The sequence below is a fragment of the Tessaracoccus yangjingae genome, assembly GCF_054483935.1.
In genome coordinates this window covers 3,469,331-3,492,472 of sequence record NZ_CM137014.1, presented here as the reverse complement: position 1 = coordinate 3,492,472, position 23,142 = coordinate 3,469,331, and the positions used below count along the sequence as shown (strand labels likewise).

Annotated in this window: 16 protein-coding genes and 1 riboswitch; of the genes, 10 read left to right on the top strand and 6 right to left on the bottom strand. The window is 70.2% G+C overall.

What is annotated here, in order from left to right; translation table 11 throughout:
* The first annotated feature begins 1 nt into the window (after nucleotide 1).
* Genes folE through ACX1D3_RS15835 form a run of 6 tightly spaced genes read left to right on the top strand, consistent with a single transcriptional unit; the run spans nucleotide 2 to nucleotide 3,517 of the window.
* On the top strand, nucleotides 2-568 hold the full coding sequence (gene folE, locus ACX1D3_RS15860; protein ID WP_458994766.1) for a GTP cyclohydrolase I FolE: 567 nt from the start codon (nucleotides 2-4) through the stop codon (nucleotides 566-568).
* 16 nt (nucleotides 569-584) lie between these two features.
* Entirely contained in the window at nucleotides 585-1,382 is a 798-nt protein-coding gene (gene folP / locus ACX1D3_RS15855) for a dihydropteroate synthase (RefSeq protein ID WP_458996576.1), read from the top strand.
* A gap of 12 nt (nucleotides 1,383-1,394) precedes the next feature.
* Nucleotides 1,395-1,808, top strand: a complete 414-nt coding sequence (gene folB, locus ACX1D3_RS15850; protein WP_458996575.1) for a dihydroneopterin aldolase — start codon at nucleotides 1,395-1,397, stop codon at nucleotides 1,806-1,808.
* Nucleotides 1,801-2,364 (top strand): 2-amino-4-hydroxy-6-hydroxymethyldihydropteridine diphosphokinase, encoded by a 564-nt coding sequence (gene folK / locus ACX1D3_RS15845; protein ID WP_458994765.1) that lies wholly within the window; start codon nucleotides 1,801-1,803, stop codon nucleotides 2,362-2,364. The genes folB and folK overlap by 8 nt, the downstream gene beginning before the upstream one ends.
* Nucleotides 2,361-2,855, top strand: a complete 495-nt coding sequence (locus tag ACX1D3_RS15840; RefSeq protein ID WP_458994764.1) for a DUF3180 domain-containing protein — start codon at nucleotides 2,361-2,363, stop codon at nucleotides 2,853-2,855. Before folK ends, ACX1D3_RS15840 begins: the two co-directional genes overlap by 4 nt.
* A 59-nt stretch (nucleotides 2,856-2,914) precedes the next feature.
* Entirely contained in the window at nucleotides 2,915-3,517 is a 603-nt protein-coding gene (locus ACX1D3_RS15835; RefSeq protein ID WP_458994763.1) for a hypothetical protein, read from the top strand.
* A 14-nt stretch (nucleotides 3,518-3,531) separates the two neighbouring features.
* On the opposite strand, the gene ACX1D3_RS15830 is transcribed toward ACX1D3_RS15835, so the two are convergent.
* Entirely contained in the window at nucleotides 3,532-4,404 is an 873-nt protein-coding gene (locus tag ACX1D3_RS15830) for an NADH-quinone oxidoreductase subunit D-related protein (RefSeq protein WP_458994762.1), read from the bottom strand.
* Between the two features lie 317 nt (nucleotides 4,405-4,721).
* On the opposite strand from ACX1D3_RS15830, the gene ACX1D3_RS15825 reads away from it, so the two are divergent.
* Together ACX1D3_RS15825 and ACX1D3_RS15820 are read left to right on the top strand one after the other, a co-directional pair.
* On the top strand, nucleotides 4,722-5,042 hold the full coding sequence (locus tag ACX1D3_RS15825; protein WP_458994761.1) for a histone-like nucleoid-structuring protein Lsr2: 321 nt from the start codon (nucleotides 4,722-4,724) through the stop codon (nucleotides 5,040-5,042).
* 112 nt (nucleotides 5,043-5,154) lie between these two features.
* Nucleotides 5,155-7,665 carry an ATP-dependent Clp protease ATP-binding subunit gene (locus ACX1D3_RS15820; protein ID WP_458994760.1) on the top strand — a complete coding sequence of 837 codons (2,511 nt, stop codon included), beginning with the start codon at nucleotides 5,155-5,157 and terminating at the stop codon, nucleotides 7,663-7,665.
* Nucleotides 7,666-8,448: 783 nt separating this feature from the next.
* Here ACX1D3_RS15820 and ACX1D3_RS15815 read toward each other — a convergent pair.
* Nucleotides 8,449-8,793 carry a DUF202 domain-containing protein gene (locus ACX1D3_RS15815; RefSeq protein WP_458994759.1) on the bottom strand — a complete coding sequence of 115 codons (345 nt, stop codon included), beginning with the start codon at nucleotides 8,791-8,793 and terminating at the stop codon, nucleotides 8,449-8,451.
* The gene (locus ACX1D3_RS15810) at nucleotides 8,790-9,152 is read right to left on the bottom strand and encodes a YidH family protein (protein WP_458994758.1); all 363 of its coding nucleotides are present in this window, start codon (nucleotides 9,150-9,152) and stop codon (nucleotides 8,790-8,792) included. Before ACX1D3_RS15810 ends, ACX1D3_RS15815 begins: the two co-directional genes overlap by 4 nt.
* Before the next feature lie 386 nt (nucleotides 9,153-9,538).
* On the opposite strand from ACX1D3_RS15810, the gene pgsA reads away from it, so the two are divergent.
* Nucleotides 9,539-10,171 carry a phosphatidylinositol phosphate synthase gene (pgsA, locus tag ACX1D3_RS15805; RefSeq protein WP_458994757.1) on the top strand — a complete coding sequence of 211 codons (633 nt, stop codon included), beginning with the start codon at nucleotides 9,539-9,541 and terminating at the stop codon, nucleotides 10,169-10,171.
* Here pgsA and ACX1D3_RS15800 read toward each other — a convergent pair.
* Genes ACX1D3_RS15800 through ACX1D3_RS15790 form a run of 3 tightly spaced genes read right to left on the bottom strand, consistent with a single transcriptional unit; the run spans nucleotide 10,158 to nucleotide 13,821 of the window.
* Nucleotides 10,158-11,132, bottom strand: coding sequence for an ABC transporter ATP-binding protein (locus tag ACX1D3_RS15800; protein WP_458994756.1), 975 nt, complete (start codon nucleotides 11,130-11,132; stop codon nucleotides 10,158-10,160). The two genes, pgsA and ACX1D3_RS15800, sit on opposite strands and share 14 nt — an antisense overlap.
* Nucleotides 11,126-12,790: an ABC transporter permease gene (locus tag ACX1D3_RS15795; RefSeq protein WP_458994755.1), complete on the bottom strand. Its 1,665-nt coding sequence runs from the start codon at nucleotides 12,788-12,790 to the stop codon at nucleotides 11,126-11,128. Before ACX1D3_RS15795 ends, ACX1D3_RS15800 begins: the two co-directional genes overlap by 7 nt.
* Nucleotides 12,769-13,821 carry a thiamine ABC transporter substrate-binding protein gene (locus ACX1D3_RS15790; protein ID WP_458994754.1) on the bottom strand — a complete coding sequence of 351 codons (1,053 nt, stop codon included), beginning with the start codon at nucleotides 13,819-13,821 and terminating at the stop codon, nucleotides 12,769-12,771. Before ACX1D3_RS15790 ends, ACX1D3_RS15795 begins: the two co-directional genes overlap by 22 nt.
* Nucleotides 13,822-13,856: 35 nt before the next feature.
* Nucleotides 13,857-13,963, bottom strand: a riboswitch (TPP riboswitch).
* Between the two features lie 179 nt (nucleotides 13,964-14,142).
* On the opposite strand from ACX1D3_RS15790, the gene ACX1D3_RS15785 reads away from it, so the two are divergent.
* Complete coding sequence (locus ACX1D3_RS15785; RefSeq protein ID WP_458994753.1) at nucleotides 14,143-23,112, top strand: SpvB/TcaC N-terminal domain-containing protein; 8,970 nt, start codon at nucleotides 14,143-14,145, stop codon at nucleotides 23,110-23,112.
* Nucleotides 23,113-23,142 lie beyond the last annotated feature (30 nt).

The following is a 23,142-nucleotide window of genomic DNA, read 5'->3' as shown; positions in this document are numbered from 1 at the left end:
CATGGCCGTCGACGAGGCACGCGCAGCGGCCGCCGTCCGCGAGCTGCTGGCCGCCATCGGTGAGGACCCGGAACGCGACGGCCTCCAGGAGACGCCGGACCGCGTGGCCCGCGCGTGGGGCGAGCTGCTGGCGGGCCACGGCGCCGACCCCTCCGGCATCCTCGGCAAGACCTTCGACATCGCCCACGACGAGATGGTCCTGGTCAAGGACATCGAGCTGGTCAGCACCTGTGAACACCACCTGCTCCCGTTCACCGGCGTGGCCCACGTGGGCTACATCCCGTCCGCGGACGGCCGGGTCACGGGCCTGTCGAAGCTGGCCAGGCTGGTAGACGTCTACGCCCGCCGGCTCCAGGTCCAGGAGCGCCTCACCACCCAGATCGCCGACGCCCTCGTCGAGCACTTGGATGCGCGCGGCGTGATCGTCGTCGTGGAGGCCGAGCACACCTGCATGACCATGCGGGGGGTGCGCAAGCCCGGGAGCCGGACCGTGACGTCCGCCGTGCGCGGCCTCCTCAGGCACCCCGCCACCAGGGCGGAGGCGATGAGCCTCATCATCGGGCGGTGACCGCGTGACCCTCGTGATGGGGATCGTCAACGTGACCCCTGACTCGTTCTCCGACGGCGGGCGCTTTTTGGACCCGGGGGAGGCCGTCAGGCACGCCAGGCGGATGCTGGCCGAAGGGGCCTCGCTCATCGACGTCGGGGGCGAGTCCACCCGCCCGGGGGCGCAGCGCGTGACACTTCAGGAGGAGCTGGACCGCGTCGTGCCGGTGGTTCGGGCGCTGGCGGCCGACGGGGTCAGCGTCTCGGTGGACACCATGCGCGCCGGTGTGGCGAGCGCCGCCATCGATGCCGGCGCGGCCATCATCAACGACGTCTCAGGCGGGCAGGCGGACCCGGAGATGGTCGACGTCATGGCCGCCTCGACCGCGGACTTCATCGTCATGCACTGGCGTGAGCACTCGGTGCGGATGCAGGAGCAGGCCCACTACACCGACGTGGTGACCGATGTCATCGCGGAGCTGCTGGTGCAGCGCGACGCCGCGCTCGCCGCGGGGATCCCGGGGGAGCGCATCATCCTCGATCCGGGCCTCGGCTTCTCGAAGTCCTGGGACCACAACTGGACCCTGCTCAGGCATCTGGGCCGGATGCAGGAGCTCGGGCACCGCGTCCTCGTGGGTGCGTCACGCAAGGCGTTCCTGGGGGAGCTCCTCGGCGGGAGGCAGCCCGAGGGGAGGGACGCCGCCACGGCCGCGATCTCCTTCTGGTCCGCGCTGCACGGCGTGTGGGCGGTGCGGACGCACGACGTCCAGGGGCAGGGCGACGCGATCGCCGTCGCCAGGCGGCTGGGTCACGAGGCGCCCGTCGTGATCGGCTGAGGCAGCCAACCCCTGCCGGCCGCCTGGAGGGCTTGCGGTAGGGTCGGAGCCAACCGAAAGGGGACCACAATCGACCGCATCACGCTCACCGGACTCACCGCGACGGGGTTTCACGGGGTGTTCCCCCACGAGCGCCGCGACGGCCAACCCTTCGTCGTCGACGTGGTGCTCGAGTTGCCGCTCGAGACCGGCTCGGACCAGTTGGACGACACCGTCAGCTATGCCGACATCGCGGATACGGTGGAGCGCGTGATCACGGGAGAGCCGCGCAACCTGATTGAGACGGTGGCTGGGGAGATTGCTCAGAGGTGCCTGGTCCATGGCAGAGTGGAGCGCGTCACGGTCACCGTGCACAAGCCCCTGGCGCCCTTGAGACAGAGCTTCACGGATGTTGCCGTCACGATCAGCAGGAGTAGAGATGACTAACGGACCATTCGATATCGATGTAGACACGCTGGGCAATCTGCGCCCCATCGCGAAGGTGGTGCTGAGCCTCGGATCGAACATGGGGGACTCGGCCTCGATCCTCCAGGAGGCGGTGGATTTCCTCGCCGAGACGCCGGACCTGATCCTGGTTGACGTCTCCCCGGTCTACGAGACCAAGCCTCACGGGGACGTCCAGGACCAGGACGACTTCCTCAACCTCATCGTCGTGGCCGAGTCCACGCTCGAGCCGCTCACGCTGCTCGACAGGGCGCAGGCCATCGAGGAGAACTTCGGCCGCACCCGCGAGCTGCGGCACGGCCCCCGCACTCTGGACATCGACATCATCATGGTGGGCAAGCGGATCTCCGAGGACAGCATCGAGCTGCCGCACCCCCGCGCCCACGAGCGGGCGTTCGTCCTGGTGCCGTGGCTGGACATCGACCCCAACGCCGAGATCGCCGGCCACGGGCCCATCGCGGACCTCGTCGAGGAGCTGGACACCTCCACGGTCACCCGCCGCGACGACGTCGTGGTGACGGCTGCCACGGGATTTTGAGCGCGGGCCCGCGCCTCGGCCTGACCACCGCCCGTCAGGCCGTCGTCTCGGTGCTCGCGGGCGCCGTGGTGTGCGCGCTCATCCTCCTCGCCTTCGGTGCTGCCGGCTCCTTTCCGCCGGTGGTGCCGTGGTCGGTGCCGATCCTGATGTTCGTGCTGGCGGTGGGTGTCGCGGTGTACGCGCGGATCCTGCCCAGGCGCATCGAGCAGCACCGCGTCGAGCCGCCCGAGTCGGTGGCGGCGCTCGCCATCGGGAAGTCGATGATCATGACCGGCGCGGTTCTCGCCGGAGCGCACGTGGTCTACGTGGTCCGCTATCTGCAGCTGTTCGACGCACCCCTCCCCTCTGCGAGGGTGATCCAGGGCGCGGCGACCATCGTCGCGTCGCTCCTGCTGGCCGGGGCCGGTGCGCTCCTCGAACGGGCCTGCGTGGTGCACGACGACGACGGCGACGACGAGCATCCCAACGGCGGCGTGACTTCCCCCGCGTGATGGCGACACGCCCGCGCGCCTGACGGGGAGAGCGCCCGTCGCGGCTTACTGTGGGCGGCATGGCTGGTCGACGCGCTTCTCAGAAGTCCTCCGAGCGCACCCTTGCGCTCACGATCCTGGGCGTGGGCACCGCTGTCTCCGTCGCCTCCCTCGTGGGGGACGTGTGGATTGTGCGTGCGGGGCTGCTCATCGCTGTGGTGATGGCGTTCGCCGCCGTCCGGGTGGCGTGGCGCGAGCTCAAGGTCGAGCGCGAGCGGCACGCGCTGGAGATGAAGCACGAAGTGGCGCTGCGGTCGCAGCAGGCCATGCGGTTCCACGAGGAGTCCGTGGCCATGATCGGCCGGTTCAATGCCAGGTCGGAGAACCTGCAGTCGGTGATCGCCAAGCTCCGCAGCCAGCTGGGCTCCGCCAAGGCCGAGCTGAGCTCCATGCGCGGCAACGCGGTCTGGTTGCGCGCGGAGGTGGCCGAACGCCAGTCGCGCATCGAGGCCCTCGAGACGCGGATCGCGGAGCTCGAGGCCGAGGACACGGCCAACATCGTCGATCTGCCCCGCCGGGTCTCTCCCAGCATCGAGGACATCTGGGGCCAGGACGAGCATCCCACCATGGTGGACCTGGCCAAGCTCAACCTGGACGGCCTCCCCGCGCTGCGCCAGGCCTGACCCGCCTTCCTGACCTACTTGTCCGCGTCGCCGACGGTGTAGCCCAACGAGGCCACCACGTCGGCGATGCTGTCTGTCGGGGCGCCCTCGAGGGCGCGGGCCAGGGCGGACAGGTTGCTGAACGACGGGGTGCGCAGGCCCACCCGCCACGGCGTCGGCCCCCCGCGGGAGACCATGTGGCAGGCGGCGATCCCCCAGGGCGCCTCGATCTGGGTGGCGTGCTCCCCCTCGGGCACCTTGAGCCGGCGCGATAGCCGGATCCCGACGTCCCCTGGCGTCTCGTGGGCGACGGAGCGCGCGACGCGGATCATGTCGACGCTGGTGCCCAGCTCGTCGATGAGGACGGAGAGGCGTGCCTCGGCGTCGCCGGAGGTGCGGACGTCTACGGGGCGGAAGATCGTCCCGTACGCCAGATAGCCGCCGTGGCGCCGGTCCAGGTCCATGCCCGCGGCGCGCGCCACAGGGCCTGACAGCCCGTAGCCCAGGCAGGTGTCCGCGTCCAGGACGGCCAGGCCGTTGAAGCGTGTGGTCGCGGCCAGCGTCGCGCGCAGGTCCGCGGAGAGCCGGGCCACGGCGTCGAGCAGGGGGTCCAGCGAGTCCAGCCAGCCGTCCGGGGCATCCGAGGCCAGCCCCCCGACCCGGCACAGCATGGGGTGGACCCTGTTGCCGGTCCAGGCCAGCATCGCGTCGCGCAGGGCGTCGACGGTGCGCCACAAGTTGGCGGAGGTCCCGCCCTCTGCCAGGTAACTGAGGAAGCAGAGGTGGCTGTGCAGCCGGGCGCACTCCGCCATCAGGGTGCGCAGCACGGTTGCGCGCGGCGGGGGAGTCAGCCGCATGGCATTTTCAACCGTGAGCACCAGGCTCAATTCACCGCTGAACGCAGCCATCCAATCATGCCGATCAGCGAGCATGATCATGGATCGGAAATCTCGCACCTCGAATAGTTTCTCCGCGGCGCGATGTCCGTATCCGCTTGTCACGTCCGCGCCGGTGACGCACCCGTCGACCGCGCGATAGGAGACGCGCACCAAGCCCGCCGTGGTGGGATGTCTAGGGCCGAGAAATACATGCTCATGGCCGGGGAGGGAAAGCCCGCCAATGGTGCAGGAGACCGGTGCAGACATGAATTTCATCGCCCCTTTCGTTCGGCGCCGTGAAGCGGTAATCTCTTCGAGGAATCTCATCCCCCCACCAAGGAGTTTTCATGGCACGACAGATCCGCGTATTCCTCGTCGACGACATCGACGGCACAACCGACGCCCGGACGATCGAGTTCTCGCTCGGACGCGACGCTTACACCATCGATCTCTCCGAGAAGAATGCCAGCAAGCTGGAGGCGGCGCTCGCCCCCTTCATCGAGAAGGCCACCAAGGCCGGACGCAAGACCGCGCGCAAGGCCGGGACCCGCTCGTCGGCCAAGGACACTAACGCGATCCGTGAATGGGCGCGCGCCAACGGAATGAAGGTCTCGGACCGCGGTCGGGTGCCCGGCAACGTCGTCGCCGCCTACGAAGCCGCGCAGTAGTCCGTCCGCGTTCGCGGCGGGTGAACCGCGGATCGTTGGTTCCCTCGGCGGCATCAGTAAGCTAGAAGCGGTTGCCCGGCGCGCGTCGTCGGGCCGCAGGAGGGAAAGTCACATGTTCGAACGGTTCACGGATCGCGCCCGCCGCGTCATCGTCCTGGCCCAGGACGAGGCGAAGCTGCTCAACCACAACTTCATCGGCACCGAGCACATCCTGCTCGGGCTCATCCACGAGGGTGAGGGTGTGGCCGCGAAGGCGCTCGAATCCCTCGGTATCGCCCTCGAGGCGGTGCGGGAACAGGTTGAGGAGATCATCGGCCAGGGCCAGCAGGTGCCTACGGGTCATATCCCGTTCACGCCCCGCGCAAAGAAGGTGCTGGAGCTCTCGCTGCGCGAGGCGCTCCAGATGAATCACAACTACATCGGCACCGAGCACATCCTGCTGGGCCTCATCCGCGAGGGCGAGGGCGTCGCGGCCCAGGTGCTGATCAAGCTGGGCGCGGATCTCAACCGCGTCCGCAACACGGTGCTGCAGCTCATCACGGGCTACCAGGGCCGCGAGGCGTCGATGTCCGGTGCCCCCGAGACCGGCCCCGAGAAGGGCAGCTCGCAGGTGCTGGACCAGTTCGGCCGCAACCTCACCCAGGCCGCCCGCGAGAACGCGCTGGACCCGGTGATCGGTCGCGCCCACGAGATCGAGCGCGTCATGACGGTCCTCAGCCGCCGCACCAAGAACAACCCGGTGCTGATCGGCGAGCCGGGCGTCGGGAAGACGGCCGTCGTCGAGGGCCTGGCGCAGGCCATCGTCCGCGGAGACGTCCCCGAGACCCTGCGCGACAAGCAGATCTACACGCTGGACCTCGGCGCCCTGGTGGCCGGTTCCCGGTACCGCGGTGACTTCGAGGAGCGCCTCAAGAAGGTCCTCAAGGAGATCAAGACCCGCGGCGACATCATGCTGTTCATCGACGAGATCCACACCCTCGTGGGTGCCGGTGCCGCCGAGGGCGCCATCGACGCCGCCAGCATCCTGAAGCCCATGCTGGCCCGCGGCGAGTTGCAGACCATCGGCGCCACCACGCTGGACGAGTACCGCAAGCACATCGAGAAGGACGCGGCGCTGGAGCGCCGGTTCCAGCCCATCCAGGTGGCGGAGCCGTCGGTGGCGCTGACGGTGGACATCCTCAAGGGCCTGCGTGACCGCTACGAGGCCCATCACCGCATCACCATCACCGACGAGGCCCTCGTGGCCGCGGCCACCATGGCAGACCGCTACATCCAGGACCGGTTCCTGCCGGACAAGGCCATCGACCTGATCGACGAGGCCGGCGCCCGCCTGCGCATCCAGCGCATGACCGCCCCGCCGGACCTGCGCGAGTTCGACGACGCCATCGCCGCGAACAAGCTGGAGAAGGACGCCGCCATCGACGCCCAGGACTTCGAGCGGGCGGCCCGCCTGCGCGACGAGGAGCAGAAGCTCCGCGCGCAGCGCGCCGAGCGCGAGGAGGCCTGGAAGCAGGGAGACTCGGACATCCCCGCCGTGGTCGGCGAGGAGGAGATCGCCGTCGTGCTCTCCGGCTCGACGGGCATCCCGGTGTTCAAGCTCACCGAGGAGGAGTCGCAGCGGCTGCTCCGCATGGAGGATGAGCTGGGCAAGCGCTACATCGGCCAGACCGATGCGGTCAAGGCGCTGTCGCGCTCCATCCGACGCACCCGCGCCGGCCTGAAGGACCCCAAGCGGCCCAGCGGGTCGTTCATCTTCGCCGGCCCCTCGGGCGTCGGCAAGACGGAGCTCACGAAGGCGCTCACCGAGTTCCTCTTCGGCGACGAAGACGCCCTCATCACGCTGGACATGAGCGAGTACTCGGAGAAGCACACCGCTTCCCGGATGTTCGGCTCCCCGCCCGGATACGTCGGCTACGAAGAAGGCGGGCAGCTCACCGAGAAGGTGCGTCGCAAGCCGTTCTCGGTGGTCCTGTTCGACGAGATCGAAAAGGCGCATCCGGACATCTTCAACTCGCTCTTGCAGATCCTCGACGAGGGGCGCCTCACGGACGCCCAGGGTCGAGTGGTGGACTTCAAGAACACCGTCATCGTGATGACCACCAACCTCGGTTCCCGGGACATCTCGAAGAGCGTGAATCTCGGCTTCTCCCGCGCAGGTGATGAGGAGTCGAGCTACGAGAAGATGAAGGCGAAGGTCTCGGACGAGCTGAAGCAGCATTTCCGTCCGGAGTTCCTCAACCGGGTCGAGGAGATCGTGGTGTTCCATCAGCTCACGCAGGCCGATATCGAGCGGATCGTGGACCTGATGGTGGCGCAGATCGAGATGCGTCTGAAGGACAAGGACATGGGCATCGAGCTCACGCCCGCGGCCAAGACGCTCATCGCCAAGCGCGGCTTCGATCCGGTGCTCGGCGCCCGCCCGCTTCGTCGCGCCATCCAGCGCGACATCGAGGACCTCCTGGCCGAGAAGATCCTCTTCGGGGAGCTTCAGGCCGGGCAGATCGTCCAGGTGGACGTCAGCGAGGAGGGCGCGGAACTGCCCTTCAAGTTCACGGGCGTGGCGAAGGCGGACCTGCCCGAGCTCGCGCGCGCCGCGGACGGCGACGGCGCGGCTTCGGCCTGATCAGCACAAGACAATGGGGCGGACCTTCGGGTCCGCCCCATTGTCGTTGGGGGCTGCGACGGGGTCGGACTCGGCTGTCGGTGCCGGGAGCCCTGACACGGAGGCGGTTCCGCTGATTGAGCCGCGCCGAGCCGTCCCCTTTCCGCTGGTTGAGCCGCGCCGAGCCGCCTGCGGCTCAGCGCGTGTCGACTTGGGTTGAGCCGGGCCGAGCCGCCTGCGGCTCCGCGCGTGTCGAAACCAACCAACGTCGGCTTCGTGTGGACTCGACCCCGACGCCGCGACCCGCCTTCGGTGCCGGGAGCCCTGACACGAGGCCCGTGCGGCCCGTGTTCGCCGTCTGCTTGTCGGCCGCGTGCTTGGTTGTGGTCGGGTGGTTGAGGCCGCCCGGGCCTCGTCTCACGTCTCCCGTCACTGGTTTTCCTGTGGCGTTGCCGGGTTCGGGCGAGTGCCGGCAGGGCGGCCCTGGCTCGGGTCTGCTTCAGGCGGGTTGTTCTGGGTGCCCCTCGGGTTGGGCATCCCTGCGCCCAGCCGCCCTGCCGTCCCCCACCCTCGCGCACACCTCACGCCCCTCTCGCCTCGAGGCCTGGCCGTTTCCGCTGGTTGAGCCGCGCCGAGCCGCCTGCGGCTCAGCGCGTGTCGAAACCTACCTGCACAGGTGTGTGGACTCAGCACGAAACACCACACGAAACCACGCTCGGTGCCCTATGCGCACCCCACCCCCAATCCCGACGGCGTGTCGTGCACACCCCCTGGCATGAGACGTCGTTGGGCCCGAGATCAGGGTCAGGGGATGGGGAGGGGGCCGGTCAGCACCGACACGACGAGGGCGACGAGGCCGGCGGCGGCCACCGTCGCCGCGACCACGGCGGGCAGCAGCCCGTCTGCGAGGCGACTTCCTCCGCCGCTGAGGGTGCGGTGGGTGTGGCCGTACCGCCGTCGTGACCAGACCCCGATGAGGATGGCCAGGGCGAGGCCCGCCCCGGCGAGGGCCCAGGACCACAGCCCCACGGCGGAGGCCTCGATGCGCGCGAAGACGAGCGCCCCGAGCCCGATCGACAGCCCCGTTCGTTGCCAGGCGAGAATGGTGCGCTCGGCAGCCAAGCCGGGATCCGACGGGGCCTCGCTCATCGGACGAGGAAGCCGACGAACACGAGGATCCCGCTGAGCGTCACGGCGGACGCGACGGGGAGCGCGAACCGGGACGAAGGGAGGGGAGCGTTGTTGCGGAGCGCGCGCTCGTACCGGGCCCAGCCCCACCAGGCGAAGGGGGCCGCGACGATCCCCGTCACCATCAGCACCACGGACGCGGCGACACGGAAGTCCTCGTGGATGCCCAACCCCAGCACCTCGAGGGCGATCCCGCCGGCCAGGAGAGCGAGGGACGTGCGGATCCACGCGAGGAAGGTGCGCTCGTTGGCCAGCGTGAAGCGCGGATCAGGATCGTCGCCTGCTTGGTAGACGGATCTGGGGAATCGCTCTCGGGCCACGGCTCCACCCTAGTCGCCGACCGCCCACAGGCCGCCCGCCTGCGGCGGGGGGGGGGACTCGCGCCTGCCCTTCGTCGTCTGGTCTGCTCTCCAGGACGGGCGCCTTCGGACGGGGAGGCGCCTGCCTTACGTCATCTGGCCTGCTCTCCAGTACAGGCAGCTGCAATGAGCGCGGGCGCCTGACCAAAGAGGGCAGGTGTCGTGACGGAGGGCAGGCGTGGTGACGTGGGGCAGGCGTGGTGACGGAGGGCAGGCGTGGTGACGTGGGGCAGGCGTCGTCACGTCGGGCAGGCGTGGTGACGTGGGGCAGGCGTCGGGAGGGTGTGCAGGCCTGCTCGCCCGCGGGCCACGGTGGGTGGGGTGCGGACGGCCGTTAGTCTGGAGGGGTGCTTTCCTTCCTCCGCGGCGCATACGGGCGCACCCTGACGCCCGTGGCGGCGCTGCTGCTCCGTCTCGGGGTCTCGCCCAGCGCCGTCACCGTCACCGGCACCGTCGGGGTGACGGCAGCCGCGCTCTGGTTCTTCCCCCGCGACCAGTTGGCCACGGGAGTGGCGGTGATCGCCGTGTTCCTGCTGGCCGACGGCCTCGACGGCACCATGGCCCGCCGCGGGGGGCGGGTCACGAGGTTCGGCGCCTTCCTCGACTCGACCCTCGACCGGGTGGCTGACGGCGCCGTGTTCGCCGGCCTGGCGCTCTGGGCAGCCGGCCGCGACACCCTGGCTCTGTGGATGGCTCTCGCCTGCCTCGTGGGGGGATTCGTCGTCTCGTACGCCCGCGCCCGGGCGGAGGCAGAGGGGTGGGACGCGTCCGTGGGGCTGTTCGAACGCTCGGACCGCCTCGCAGTGGCGGGGCTGGCCGCCCTGGTGGTGGGGCTGGGCGGACCCACGTGGGTGATGGCAGTGGGGCTGGGGATCGTCGCTCTGGGCAGCGCTGTCACCGTCGGTCAGCGGGTCCGTGCTGCCTTGACGGCGTCGAGGCAGGCAGGTGCCGAGCCGGACGTCTCCCTCAGGCAGGCGTGACGGCCCCTCCGACCAGCCGGACGCTCACCGTCGGGGTGTGGACCCGCTCGGGCGACGACACGGTGGCCCGCTGGCCGTCCGGCAGCCTGACCCCGATCTCCACGTCGTCCGGGGTGTAGCCCTGGTCCACCACCTCGACCTCCACGCCCGCCTCGTCGAGCACCAGCGAGCTCGCGCCCACGCCGAGGACCGAGCCGACGGGCAGGCTCCCGTGCCACCCGAGGCTCCTGGCCTGATGCTCCGTCAGGAACGCGCGGTAGCCGAGGAAGGCGGCCACCTGCCTGGAGGCGGGGGAGTGGCGCAGCGACTCCGGGGCGTCGAACTGCAGGAGGGCGCCGTCGTGCAGCACGGCCACCGTGTCGGCGATGGTGTAGGCCTCCTGATGGTCGTGGGTGACGTAGACCGCCGTCGTGTGGGTCTCCCGCAGGATCCTTGCCAGGTCCTCCGCGAGCCGACGGCGCAGCCCGGTGTCCAGCGCCGACAGCGGCTCGTCGAGGAGGAGAGCGCGGGGCGACGGCGCCAGCGAGCGGGCCAGCGCCACCCGCTGGGCCTGCCCCCCGGAGAGCTCGGTGATGCGCCGGCCCTCGAAACCCGGGAGCCCGACGAGGTCCAGCATCTCCGCGACCCGGGCGCGCTGCGCCTCCCGGCCCAGGCCGGTCAGGCCGTAGGCGATGTTGCGCCCCACCGTCATGGTGGGGAACAGCTGGGCGTCCTGGAAGACCATCCCGAAGTTGCGCCGGTGCACCTTGACGCCGACGAGGTCTTCACCATCCCAGGAGATGGTCCCCGCCACGAGTGGCTCGAGCCCGGCCACCGCCCGCAGCAGCGTCGACTTGCCAGAGCCGGAGGGCCCGAGAAGCCCCACCACGCTGCCGCGCGGGACGGTGAGGGAGACGCCGTCGACGGCGGTGGTCTGCCCGTAGCGCACGACGGCGCCGTGGACCTCCAGCCCTGCTACCACGTGGCTACCTCCTTCGGCCGCACGCGTTCCGCGAGCGCCATGGTGATTCCCGCCAATCCTGCCAGGACCACGGAAGCCGCCAGCGCGAGGCCGTAGTTCTCGGCGCCGGGCCGCCCGAAGGCGCGGAAGATCAGGACGGGGAGGGTTGGGTTGTCGGGCCGGGCGAGGAACGACGTGGCGCCGAACTCCCCGAGCGAGGTCGCGAACGCGAAGCCGGCGGCGAGCCCCAGGCCGCGGCCGAGGTGGGGGAACTCGATGCGCCGGAGGACCTGGAGCGGGCTGGAGCCGAGGGTCGCGGCCGCCTCCAGCTGACGGGGGTCGATGGCCCGGAGGGTGGGGAGCAGCGTCCGCACCACGAGCGGCAGCGCCACCACCGCCTGCGCGATCGGGATGAGCACGATGCTCGAACGCAGGTCCAACGGGGGCCGGTTGAGCGTGATGAGGTAGCCGAAGCCGACGGTCACCGCCGAGATCCCGAGCGGCAGCAGGAACAGCCCCTCCAGCGCCGCGAGCGCGTGCCGGGCGTCGCGACGCCGCGGCCGTCGCGAGGCCACCAACGCCACGAGGACGCCGAGCGTGAGGGCGAGCGCCGTGGCGGCGGAGGCGGTGACCATCGTGGTGCGCAGCGCCTCCCACACGCTGGCGCCGAGGTCCCCGGCCGTCGCCAGGCGGGAGAAGTTGTCGAGCCCGAGGCGCCCCTGGAAGTGCAGCGAGCGCCACAGCAGGTTCGCCATGGGCAGGCCGAGCAACAGCACGATCACGGCCGCCGTCACGGTAGCCGCGGGCCAGTCGCGGGACAGCGTGAGCGGGCGTGCCCCGGCGACGTCCGGCTGGAGCCTCAGGGCCCTGGTCATGGTGCTCTGCGCGTGTCCGCTGAGCCAGAGGGTCGCGGTCACGATCACCAGCTGCGCCACCGACAGCGCCGCCGCGGCGGGCAGGTCCAGCAGCTGCGTGGTGAGGAACCAGATCTCGGTCTCGATGGTCTGGAACCTCGTCTCGCCCAGGACCATGACGATGCCGTAGGACGACGCGCTGAACAGGAACACCAACGACGAGGCCGACAGGAGCGCGGGCGCGAGGGTGGGCAGGGTGACGGTCATGAGCACGCGGGCCGGTGAGGCGCCGAGTGTCGCGGCCGCCTGCGCGAGCCGGGGGTCCAGCCGTGCCCAGAACGTGCCCACCGTGCGCACGACGACGGAGTAGTTGAAGAAGACCATGGCCGCGAGGATGGCGGCCACGGAGCCGCCGAGGCCGAGCCCGCCCAGCAGGCCGTCTTCACGCAGCAGCGACCCGAACGCCACGCCCACCACCACCGTCGGCAGCACGAACGGGACGGCGACCAGCGCGCGGAGAGTGTCGCGGCCGGGGAAGCTGCACCGGTAGAGGAGGTAGGCGCCCGGCAGCCCGAGGACCAGGCAGGCCGCCGTCGTGGACAGGGCGGAGCCCAGGGTGAAGCGGACCGCGCTCCACGTCCTGGGGGAGCCGAAGACCGTGGCGAACCCGTCCAGCGTCCAGCTCGTGCCGTCGTGGAAGCCGCGCGCGATGAGGCTGGCGGCGGGCCAGGCGAAGAACAGCGCCAGGAAGGCGGCGGGGATCGCGGCCGCGATCACCCAGCCAGCCCTCCAGAGCGCACGGTTCAACTCGTGGCGTCCGTCCACGCGCGGATCCACTCGTCACGCGACGCGCCGATCTGGTCCTGCGGCACGTCGATGGGCGCGTCCGGGAGCACCGCGAACCTCTGCCACACCTCGGGCAGCGGGGTCCCGGGGACGGCCGGGAACATGTACAGGTTCTCCGGGATCGCGGCCTGCACCTCGGGGGTGAGCAGGAAGTCGATGAACTTGCCCGCCCCCACCTCGTTCTCGGCCCCGGCGATCACGCCGGCGTACTCCACCTGCCGGAAGCAGGTCTCCAGGAGGGCCACGGTGGTTGAGGTGTCGCCGGTCACGGTGAAGGCGGGGGAGGTGGCGTAGGAGAGCACGAGGGGGCGGGGGCCCTTGCCGTCGGCGCCGGAGAAGTCCGTGTAGTAGGCGTCGGTCCAGCCGGCGGCCACCTTGGTGCCGTTGTCCATGAGGGCCCGCCAGTAGTCGAGGTAGCCCTCGCCCTTCGCGCCCACCGTCGCGATGAGGAACGCCAGGCCGGGCGACGACGAGGCGGGGTTGGTCACCACCAGCAGGTCCATGTAGCGCGGGTCGGTCAGGTCGTCGAGGGTCTGGGGCAGCGGGAGGTCGTTGGCCTCGAACCAGACCGTGTCGGCGTTGATGCAGACGTCGCCGTAGTCGACGGCGGTGAGGTCCGGGGCCCGCAGCTCCTCGGGGACGGAGGAGGCCTTGTCCGACTCGTAGGGGGCCAGGACGCCGGCCTCGGCGGCGCGGGATGCGAACGTGTTGTCCACGCCGAACACCACGTCGCCCAGTGGCGAGTCCTTCGTGAGGATGAGCTGGTTGACCAGGGCCCCGCCGTCGCCGGGGGTGGTGTAGGTCACCTCGTAGCCCGTCTCCTCGGCGAACTTCGCCTTGAGTTCGTCGGGGAGGGTGAAGGCGTCGTGGGTCAACACCGTGAGGGTGTCGGTCTCGCGGAGCTCGGCGGGGGCCGAGGACGACGAGCCGGTCTCCGGCTGCGGTGACCCGCAGGCGACGAGGGTCAGCGCCACGGCGCCGGCCGCGAGGGTCTTGACGATGGTCTGCATGGTGATGCTCGCTCCTTTCGGAGGCTCGGCGGCAGCCGAGGAGAATTCTCACTCCCTACGCCGGTGCTAACCGGATCAGGTTTGAGGGTCTGCGGCTTGCCCGCACTCTCAGCGCCCGAGTGGCGCTCCCCTGTGTGTGGCCACAAGGCTATACCCAACGCGGGGACGTCCGCGCACCGGTCCGGGAGGGGCGGTGCGACAGTGGTCCTCCAGCGTGGCTCCGCTCAGGCCGGCGGTGAGATAGGGCATTTGCCCGATATCCGTGGGCCGACGATCTGGGGTGGGGTGTGTCCTAGTCAATGGTTCAACCAGGAGCCCTCCATGCCCATGCCCCGCCGTGCGCTCGCCGTGATGTCCATCTTCGCCCTGATCGTCACCAGCGTCGGCGTGGTGCCCGCCACGTCGGTGGAGTCCGGCGGCTCCGGTGACGACGGCATCGCCGCGAGCCAGCTGGCCACCGACACGCTCTCGCCACAGCAGCCGATCTCGCCCCAGGCGTTCGGCGAGGACGACAAGACGGGCCTGGCCCAGCCGGACCCGACGGAGGGACTGTCGCTCATCGAGGCGCCGATCGCCAACAACACCGGCTCGATGGACCTCTCGTACCCGATCGACATCCCCCCGGGTCACGGGATCACGCCGGAGCTGTCGCTGTCCTACACCTCGGGCGGCGGCAACGGGTGGCTGGGCCTCGGGTGGGATCTCGGGGTGGGGGAGGTCGTCGTCGACACCTCCTTCGGCGCGCCGCACTTCGACCAGGCGAAGGAGAGCGAGTCCTACCTCCTCGACGGGGACCTGTTGACCCCCAACGCCAACGGCTCCGCCTGGGAGAACCGCGTGGACGGTTCCAGGGCGGACTATGCGCGGCAGGTGGAGACCGACTTCGACGAGATCATCCGGCACCGTGAGGGGTCCGGCTGGCCCGCCAACTACTTCTGGGAGGTCAGGAGCCAGGACGGCAAGGTGCGCTGGTACGGCGGGAAGCCCGACAGCGGCGGCCCGGCGGTTGCCACCCCGGCCTCGTTCGACGAGGCGTCCGTCGTGCGCAACGAGGCGGGCCACATCGTCGAATGGAAGCTCTCCGCCCAGCGCGACGTGGGCGTCAACCTCATCCGCTACGAGTACCAGAAGGTCGTCTACCAGTTCGACGGCTCGGCCTGGATCGTCAACCAGGGATGCACCCCGTCCGCCAGCCTCTGCGGCCAGCACACGTTCCTCAGGCAGATCCTCTACACCGACGCCACCGCGAGCGTGACCGACTTCAACGGCGCCCCTTACCGCGTCGAGTTCATCCGCGAGTCCCAGATGCCCGCTCCTGGCGCCGTCCGCCGCGACCCCGTCATCGACGCGGGCCTCGGCTACGTCGACGTCCTCGTCGACCGACTCGCCCGCGTGGAGGTCAGGCACGGGCTCGCGCCCGCCTCCGGCGCCGTGCGCACCTACACCGACATCGCCGCCCGGTACACGTTCGGCTACGCCGAGGGCCGGTTCGGCAAGTCGCTGCTGCGCACCATCACCCAGGGCGTCGACGACCCGCACGTGCACGAGATCGACTGGTACGACGACCTGACCGGCAGCGGCAGCAGCATCGACGGACTCACCGCCCAGTCGTCGCAGGACACCAAGTCCGACGTGCGGGACCGCACCTTCCTCGACGAAACCGCGGACGTGTCCGCCCTCGGCGGCGGCGAGTCGAACGGCGGGTCCGGCAACATCTACATCGGCTTCAACGCGGCCGTCCCACTGAAGACCGGCTCGTTCGGCGCGGGGATCGAGCTGAGCGGCGCCGACTCCAGTTCGCTCGTCGAGTGGATCGACCTCAACGGAGACAACCTTCCCGACAAGGTCTTCCAGGCCGACGACGGGGGCATCAAGTTCAGGCTCAACACGAGCGGGCCGGGTGGGCCGAAGACGTGGGACGCCTCGGATGCGGTCAATCTGCCGAGCCTGTCGAAGGACTCGAACTTCGGCTTCCAGGTGTCGTTCGAGGCGTACCCGCTGGTCGCCATCGGCGTGGGCACCGGGCTTGCCTTCTCCTGGAGCCGCGCCTACTTCGCCGACGTCAACGCCGACGGCCTCGTGGACTTCGTCAACAACGGCACCGTGCTGTTCAACCGCCTCGTGGGTGGCATCCCCACGTTCCAGGGCGACAGCGAGGGCACCCCGGTTCCGCTCGGCTCGTCGGCTCTGCCGTCCACCAGCAGCCAGGAGTTGGACGACCTGGTCGAGAAGATGGAGAAGCAGTCCCCGCCCGTCGACACCGTGCGCCGCTTCGTCGCCCCCTACACGGGCAGCGTGCTGATCACAGCCCCCGTGGCCCTGCGCGCCGGGGCCGGCAGCACCGACGGTGTCCGGGTGGCCATCCAGCACGACGGGGACGAGCTGGTCAACGCCACCCTCCCGGTCGGCAGCAGCGCCCCGGCGCTCACCGCGCCGATCCCGCGCTCGGTGACGGCCGGCGACCGTCTCTACTTCCGTGTCGGCTCCATCGACGACGGCGTGGGCGACATCGTCGACTGGGAGCCGGTCGTCGAATACGTGAGCCCGACGTGGCCCGAGTTCGACGCCAACGGGCAGTCCCAGCACCGCTTCGAGGCTGCCGAGGACTTCACCCTCGCCGGCCGCCCGGGCGACTTCGTGGCCCTGCCGCTGGCGGGCACCGTCAACATCGACGCCGCCGTCGAGACGTTGCGGACGCTCAGCGACGACATCAGGGTCGTCGCGGTCAGGCGCAGCCCTGACGGCACCCTCACCAGGACCGTCCTCGGCACCGTGCCGTTCGACGCAACCCCTGGTCCGCGTCAGTTCAGCGGCCAGGTCGCGGTGCAGTTCCATCCCAGCCCCGACGACGCCGACGTCAAACTCGCTGACCAGGTGTCGGTGTTCGCCGAGGCCGACTCCCAGGTGGACCTGTCCGCCCTGGCCTGGGGCGCCACCCTGACCTTCGACGACGGCTCACCCGCCACGGACGAGGCGGGCGATCCGGTGGAGCTCAGGGACGCCAACGGCGACCTGATCTTCGAACACCGGGTGCGCCCCCACGTCGAGATCTACCCCTACGCGGACTCCGACTCCGGCGTCAGCCCCGCCGCGCTGCAGAGCGGCGAATCCACCTACCGGTTCAGCCTCACGACGGCGGCCGAGCGCCCGGACGGCGTGACCTCCGTCGATGCCGTCGTGACGGTGAAGTCCGCAGACGCGCTGCTGGCGAAGCAGACCGTGAGCGTGGCCTGGGCGTCGAACGGCGACGCAACCTCTGCCGACTTCGAGCTCGACCTGCCCTCCAGCGTCGGAAGTGGCGACGAGTGGCTGGAGATCATGTTCCGCGACCCGCAGTTCACCCGCAGCGGCCTGTCGCTCACCGAGTTCGTGAAGGTGGTCACCAACGCAGGGGTGGAGACCACCACCGACGTGCCCGACGCCGTCCTGCGGTGGAGCGGCCAGCAGGGCATCTTCCCGCTGCCGTACCGCGGATGGGCCGTCGCCGGCTACACCAGCAGCGACGACCTCGGCGCAACGAGGATGGAGGAGTCCGCCTTCGAGATCCAGACGGGCGGCAGCACCCCGCAGAACCCGCAGCGCAGCGACATCTCGCTGGACACGGAGACGGCGGAGCCGTCGTACGCGTTCGTCCCGGCGGTGCCCGAGACCGGCCCCGGCCGGTGGGAGGGCCCGCGCGGGGAGTCGCTGTGGGCCGAGGCCACCGGCGCCCAGACGTCGCGGCTCGCCGTCGACACGCTCCGCTTCGACACGCAGACCGCGGCCGGGCCCGGCCGGCAGGCGCCCACGCGCCTGGGCATCTCGGGACCCGGCCTGAACCTCAGCTTCGGCATCGCGATCCTCGGCGCCTCGGCATCGCTCTCGCCCTCGTGGGGGATCACCGACTTCGAGGACCTGAACGGCGACGGCTACCCCGACGTGGTCTCGGCGGGGAGCGTGTCCTACACCGACCAGCTGGGTGACTACCTGGGCAGCCGCGGAGTCAACCGGACGAGCGTCACCAACCAGGACCTGACCATCTCCGTCAACGGCGGACTCAGCAGCGGCATGGTCGACATCGTGCCCAACGCCAAGGGCGGCACCAACGCCGTCGGCGGGAACTCGGCGAACAAGGGGCAGGGCGCGAGCGACTCGGGCCCGAACTACAGCCTGGGCATCTCCGGCAGCGGCGGCTACTCGTGGAGCTCGCCCAATGCCTCCGGCAACGACACCACCGGGGACTCGGACTACTCCAGCCAGATCTCGACGCTCCGCAGCGACTTCGGGGCTGCCGAGGGGGCCGAGATCCAGCGCGCCCTCGCCGACATCAACGGCGACGGGCTCCCGGACAGCGTCTACACCACGGCCGGCGGCGTCTACGCCTTCTACAACCTCGGATACGGGTTCACGGCGCGCGCGGTGAAGCTCGGCTCTGGTGGGTTCGAGAGCAAGGAGTCGGCAACCGCGGGCGCAGGGCTGGGCTTCAGCCTCCCGTACGGGGAGTTCGGCGGCGGCGTCAACTTCATGTGGAACTGGGACTGGTCCACCTACGCCTGGCGCGACCTCAACGGTGACGGCATCCTCGACCGGCTCCGTAAGGACGGCAGCAGCAGCATCAAGGTGGCCTTCGGCACCGGGAGCGGGCTCCTCTCGGAGGTCACCTACGGTGAGTTCCCGACGGTCGAGGGCAGCCAGCACATCGCCTTCGATCGCGGCAGCGGCATCGGCGGCGGCGTCAGCGCCACGGCCTACATCGGCCCGCTGTGCCTGGTGGCGTGTTACCTCGTCATCGGCGGCGGCGGAGGCTACAACAACGCCGTCAGCTCCACCAACGTCAGCGTCGAGGACGTCGACGGCGACGGCTACGCCGACGTGCTGCAGAGCATGAACGACAACGACCTCAAGGTCCAGCTCAACCAGCACCGCCGCACCAACCTGATCCAGGGCGTGACCAACCCGTTGGGCGGCTCGTTCTCAGTGGACTACCGAAGGATGGGCAACACCACCGAGCATCCTGACTCGGTGATGGTCATGTCCCGCGTGGACATCAAGGACGGGCGCTCGACCAGCCAGGAGATCGACGGCGCCAGCACCACCGGTCACTACGCCAGCTCGTTCACCTACGAGGGCCTGGCTTACGACCGTGCGCACCGGGCGTCGCTCGGGTTCGCGACCGTGACGTCGGTGGAGCTCGACACGACCGACGGCGACGCAGCCTTGCGCACAACCGTCCAGGAGTACGAGAACGAGAACGTGTTCGTCTCGGGGCTTCTCCGCGAGGTGACGATGCTCGAGGGCGGCGGAGCCACGGCGGAGAACATCCGGGGCTCCTTCGTCGAGTGGGGGGCCCGCGTGGTGCGCGGCCCAGCCGGCACCATCGACGTGGACTCCCGCGGCCCTGCCACGTTCTTGGGGTTGGGCGCCGACCTGGGCGACCTGCACAGCGTCGCGTCGCGAGGCTGGTCCATCGCACCGGCCCCGCTCGCCAGCGACGAGTACTGGTACGACGGCGACCCGCGCACCTTCGAGCGCAGGACTGAGCGCACGTTCGACGGGCGCGGCAACGTCCTGACCGAACGCGACCTGGGCGCGCCTGACGATGACTTCGACGACCTGACCACGGAGATCACCTACACCGACTGCGGGAGTGCCGGCCAGTCCGGCCTGCCGTGCCGGCCGAAGACCACCCCCGCCCAGCCCTACTGGTCGGCGGGCACCTGCTCGACCGGGGTCCACCTCCCCGTGGGCATCTCGGTCACCGGGGTCGACGCCGAGGGTGACTCGGTGCTGCTGCGCGAGCGCCTGGCCCCCAAGGGCATGTGCGACAACGCGGCCCCCCTCGAGATCGAGGAGCTGGTCTCGCCCGGGGTCTACGCCACGACCACCATGGTGTTCAACCAGTTCGGCGACTACGGGCTGGTGATGGCCCCGGAGGACGCCCAGGGCAACCGCTACACGGTGCGCTACACCTACGACGCGGACCGGCACACCGACATCGCCGAGGTCTCGGAGTTCGACGTGCCGGCGGCGAACGCAGCCGCGGTGCTGAGCGGCGGACCCAACGCCTCCAACTCGACGCCCGGCGTGTCGTCGTCGGCCACGTTCGACCCCCTCTCCGGCAACGTCGCGTCCCGCACCGACGCCAACGGCGCCGTCAGGGAGTTCTCCTACGATGAGCTGGGCCGCATCGTCACCGCGTCCGCGGTGAAGCCACCGAGCGTCCCCGGGCCCGCGCCGCTGCTGGTGACCTACGAGTACCACGCCACGGCCGACGACTACGCCTACGCCGTCGCCCGCCACGTCGATGAGCTGGACGGCAACCCCACCCCCGCGGCCACCGACGCCGCCGGGCTGGACGCCACCGCAACGATCGACACGATCGTGTTCGTCGACGGCATGGGGCGCGTGCGGCAGACCAAGCGGGACGCCCGGATCCTGACGGGGTCCGCCCCCGTCGCCGGGCGTCAGGTCAGCGACACCGTCGAGTTCGACCCCCTCGCCAGGCCGGTCGTGACGTACGGCCCGACGGCGGACCCCGGTCCCGCGGCCGCCTTCAGCGCCGCCGCCTCCGGCGGGGCCCGCACGGTCGTGACCTGGACGTCCTACGACCTGCTGGAGCAGGTCGTCGAGCCCGGCAACCGGGTCTCCACCTACGAGTACCCGTGGGAGAAGTTCGAGGGGGCCGGCCCCCTGTTGGCCTGGACCGTGGTCACCGATCCGCAGGGCCGGGTGACCTGGCTGGGCCAGGACGTGAGGGACGTGGTGCGGGCGCACATCGACCAGGCCGCGCCCCGCCTCGACCAGACCGCGCCGGAGGACCTGGCCACGGCCTACCGGGTCAACAGCCTCGGCGAGCTGCTCGCAGTGGTCGACTCCGCGGGCAACGAGTCCACCTACGCCTACGACCTCGCCGGACGCATGACGAGCGCGACCACCCCCGACGGCGGCTCTGTCGAGTCCACCTTCGACCTCGCGGGCCACAGGCGCGTCATGACCACGCCGGCCATGCTCGACGCGGGGGAGCAGACCTCCTACCGCTACCTCCTCAACAGGCTCGTCGCGGTGGACCACCCGGGCAGCGTCGACGACGTCGAGTACGTCTACGGGCTCGACAACGCCGACGGCCGGTTCGCCGCCGGACGGGTGTCCTACCAGACCGACCGCACCCGGCTCGTCACCAACAGCTACGACGCGGCCGGCAACCTGGCGGTGCAGACCGCGACCATGAAGCGCCAGAACTGGGCCCCCGACCTCTCGGCGGCCGAGCTCGTGGACTTCACCTACACCACGAAGTGGCGCTACGACGCACTCGGGCGCGTCGAGACCGTCGAGTACCCGGACGCCAAGACCCTCCGGTACGTGCCTGACGGGACCAGCGTGGACCAGCTCGCCGACCCGGCCGACCTGGCGGGACTCCTCACGCCGGAGGACGCCACCGGTGAGGTGGTCACCTACGGCTACGACTCGGGAGGTCTCCTCCGCGCGCTCACGGGCGTGGAGATCGGCCTGACGAGCTCGTTCGAGGCGATCACACCGGACGCCGAGGGCAACCCCCGGAGCATCCAGGTGCCGCGCCGCACCACGCACGCCTACACCTACCTCGCGGACCGGGCGTACGACCCGTGGCTCTACCCGGTGCGTGACGAGCTGGGCAACGGAGCGGTCACCGCCACGTCCTTCGATCCGGAGACGCGTTGGCTCACCACACGTGACACCACCAGCCCCGCCGGTGCCCTGCAGCGGTTGAGCTACACCTACGACGAGGTGGGCCGGCCCGTGACCTACCTCAACGACCTGCCTCGGGCCAACCGCGCGATCAACGGCGGCAGGGCAGAGCAGAAGCACGTCCACGACGGCTTCGGGCGCGTGGTCGGTTCCGAAGGCACCTTCGACATCAAGGCGGGCGAGCAGCGTCGCTACAGCTATGGCGTCGAGTTCCCCGGCGAGACGCCGTGGAGCATCATCGCGAAGAAGCAGGCCGACGCGCTGTTCCCCACGAAGGGCAAGAGCAAGCCCGTGGAGAACACCACGTACAGCTTCACCCGGGACATAGGAACCCAGAACGGGCCGTTGCACGTGGCGAAGGACGAGGTGACGACGGCCGACGGCAAGAAGCGGGTCTACGACTCCAGCTACACCGCCAACGGGGAGGTGTCGTCGGTGCTCCGGTCCGGTGGCGCCAAGCCGAGCACCACCAACGTCTGGGACCGCAGCTACTCGTGGACGTTGGCCGGGCTCATGACCTCGGCAGAGCGCGGCGCGGAGCTCAAGACCTACGCCTATGACGACACCGGCGTCCTGCGCATCAAGGACGGCTCGCTCCTCACGCGTGACGGTGACGTCGTCGAGCAGCACGGCGGTGGTCCGGAGACCCTCTTCCTCAACCCCTGGGTGACCGTCCGCTCGCAGAAGATCTACAAGCACGTCACCGACGGCACCGACACGCTGGTGACGAAGATGGACGCGGGCTCCTCCGAGGAGACCACCCAGATGTTCGTCCACCGCGACGTCGTGGGCTCGACCAACATGGTCAGCGACGTGCAGGGCCGCGGGTTCCAACGCCACGAGTACTTCCCCTCGGGCGAGATGTGGATCGTCGACAACAAGGAGACCATCAGGACCCCGTTCCAGTACGGCGACGGCTACTACGAGGACACCCTCGACATGATCCTGTTCGGCCCGCGCTGGTACGACTCCCAGCGGGAGCTGTTCCTCGCGCCCGACCCGATCCTCGTCGACGTGCCCCGTGCCCTGATCGATCAGCCGGCCCTCGGCGGCGCCTACACCTACGCGGGTGCCTCGCCGTTGACCAACGTGGACCCGAGCGGCCAGGCGTTCTTCTCGGCGCATCAACGCGTCGGGGTGAAGGCCAAGGCGAGCGCGGCCTTCGATGCGAGGTTCCAGCAGCTTCAGGCCGACGGCAAGCAGGCGGAGGCCCAGGCCATGCTGGACAAGCACCAGAAGCAGGAGGCCGGGCAGCTCCGGTCGGAGACGCTCCTGGAGGCCAACGCGCTGATCACCATCGATCCGGGTGAGGGAACCGTCTCGGTGGGCCTTCCCTACGGGCCACGGAAGGAGTGGAAGACGTCCGACGCGTCGGACCAGGCCGGCGGCGACGCCGCGACAGGCGATGACGCGACCAACGGGCAGGGCGCGCCGGACTTGGCCAACCCCGCCTCGGACCAGGGGTCGACGACACCCTCGGTGTCGACCAGCGACAGCTCCGATTCGGACGACGACCAGGCGGCGGTGTCACGGACCGCGACGCTCGACGCCGACTCCGACGCGGCGGCCTCGCGCTCGGACGAGTAGGCAGGGGGTCTGGGTCGCCGGCCGTCGGCC

Coding starts and splice junctions, on each gene's coding strand:
- ACX1D3_RS15785 (WP_458994753.1), top strand. CDS start 14,143: ATGCCCATGCCCCGCCGTGCGCTCGCCGTGATGTCCATCTTCGCCCTG.
- ACX1D3_RS15835 (WP_458994763.1), top strand. CDS start 2,915: ATGGCTGGTCGACGCGCTTCTCAGAAGTCCTCCGAGCGCACCCTTGCG.
- folP (WP_458996576.1), top strand. CDS start 585: ATGGGGATCGTCAACGTGACCCCTGACTCGTTCTCCGACGGCGGGCGC.
- ACX1D3_RS15790 (WP_458994754.1), bottom strand. CDS start 13,821: ATGCAGACCATCGTCAAGACCCTCGCGGCCGGCGCCGTGGCGCTGACC.
- folE (WP_458994766.1), top strand. CDS start 2: ATGGCCGTCGACGAGGCACGCGCAGCGGCCGCCGTCCGCGAGCTGCTG.
- ACX1D3_RS15825 (WP_458994761.1), top strand. CDS start 4,722: ATGGCACGACAGATCCGCGTATTCCTCGTCGACGACATCGACGGCACA.
- ACX1D3_RS15830 (WP_458994762.1), bottom strand. CDS start 4,404: ATGGCTGCGTTCAGCGGTGAATTGAGCCTGGTGCTCACGGTTGAAAAT.
- folK (WP_458994765.1), top strand. CDS start 1,801: ATGACTAACGGACCATTCGATATCGATGTAGACACGCTGGGCAATCTG.
- ACX1D3_RS15815 (WP_458994759.1), bottom strand. CDS start 8,793: ATGAGCGAGGCCCCGTCGGATCCCGGCTTGGCTGCCGAGCGCACCATT.
- ACX1D3_RS15820 (WP_458994760.1), top strand. CDS start 5,155: ATGTTCGAACGGTTCACGGATCGCGCCCGCCGCGTCATCGTCCTGGCC.